The organism is Bradyrhizobium sp. CCBAU 11386, assembly GCF_028128955.1.
Classification (GTDB): domain Bacteria; phylum Pseudomonadota; class Alphaproteobacteria; order Rhizobiales; family Xanthobacteraceae; genus Bradyrhizobium.
The window spans coordinates 1-1,113 of record NZ_LBKA01000094.1 but is presented as its reverse complement, the minus strand read 5'-3'; the positions used below and the strand labels follow the sequence as shown (position 1 = coordinate 1,113).

The 1,113-nt window shown below is 53.8% G+C and carries 2 protein-coding genes; both read right to left on the bottom strand.

Annotated elements, in window-relative coordinates:
• Positions 1-22: 22 nt before the first annotated feature.
• Positions 23-586, bottom strand: coding sequence for an ABC transporter substrate-binding protein (locus XI09_RS08570; protein ID WP_271566452.1), 564 nt, complete (start codon positions 584-586; stop codon positions 23-25).
• Positions 583-954, bottom strand: a complete 372-nt coding sequence (locus XI09_RS08565; RefSeq protein WP_271566451.1) for an ABC transporter substrate-binding protein — start codon at positions 952-954, stop codon at positions 583-585. Before XI09_RS08565 ends, XI09_RS08570 begins: the two co-directional genes overlap by 4 nt.
• Positions 955-1,113: the final 159 nt, after the last annotated feature.

Below are 1,113 nucleotides of genomic sequence, written 5' to 3'. Positions count from 1 at the left end.
ATAAGCGGAAGTGAGTAACCCCCTATTCGATAGCCTGATCGACGGTGCCTAGCAGTGTCTGCGAAAGACTAATTCCAATCGCTTTAGCGGTCTTCAGGTTGACGATGAACTCGAAATGCGCCGACTGCATAACCGGTAGCTCCGAGGGTTTCGCGCCCTTCAAAATACGTCCCGCATAGATGCCGGCTTGGCGGTAGGCTTCGCTCTGATTGGCCCCGTAGCTGATAAGTCCTCCGGCGGCCGCAAAGCCGGGGAAACTGTAGATCGCCGGAAGTTTGCGACTAATCGTCAGTTCGGCCAATTCAGCTAAGTTACCGGCAAACAGCGCGTCGGGAAAAATCACCAGCGCCGCAGCCCCCTTCTGCACGAGGTCGGCCACAGCGACAGCTATCTCGGATTGTGCGTTAACTTTAGCGGTGAGAGCCTTGTGACCCAACATTTCCGACGCGTTCGTTGCTTCTTTGATATCATTGTCTGCAAGAGGGTTAGTTGTTTTTACGAGAAAGCCAATCGTTGCGTCCTTTGCAATCGTTTCATGCAAAATCGCGATCTGCTTTGCTAGAAGATCATTTGCTAAAACGCTCACACCGGTGAGCCCCCCATTACGAATACGACCGGAACAGTAGAAGTGACTGCTTGCGCAGCCAAAGCTGACCGACCTCCTCCCGTCGCCGCGATGACCGAAACTCGGCGTTGAACAAGGTCGGAAATCAAGGCCGGCAAGCGGTCATCGCTTCCTTCAGCCCAACGGGTTTCGATTGCCACCGTCTGGCCTTCGACAAAACCTGCTTCAGCGAGACCTTCGCGAAACTTGCCGAGTAAACCAGCAATAGCTTTCGGCGAACCGTTGTTTACAAATCCGACCGTTGGCACCGACGCAGATTGCGCAAATGCCGAAGAGAGTCCGCCGCCTACCATACCCCAGATAAGGGTCATGAAATTGCGTCGGTGCATGTGCGATCCTTTGACGGAGCCAAAAAGTGTTGGTTGCGATTGTGACGTTCTACCATAACGAAGAGAAGTCCGCTTCGGGTCTTGGCCGTGTAAAAACACACTTTCTCAGATGAGCCGATAGCAAGCCAAGACCGGCTCGGTCTCAGGCGGCGATCGCAT

What these genes read in the sequence shown, in the direction of transcription:
- XI09_RS08565 (WP_271566451.1), bottom strand. Translation starts at nt 954, where the DNA reads ATGCACCGACGCAATTTCATGACCCTTATCTGGGGTATGGTAGGCGGC.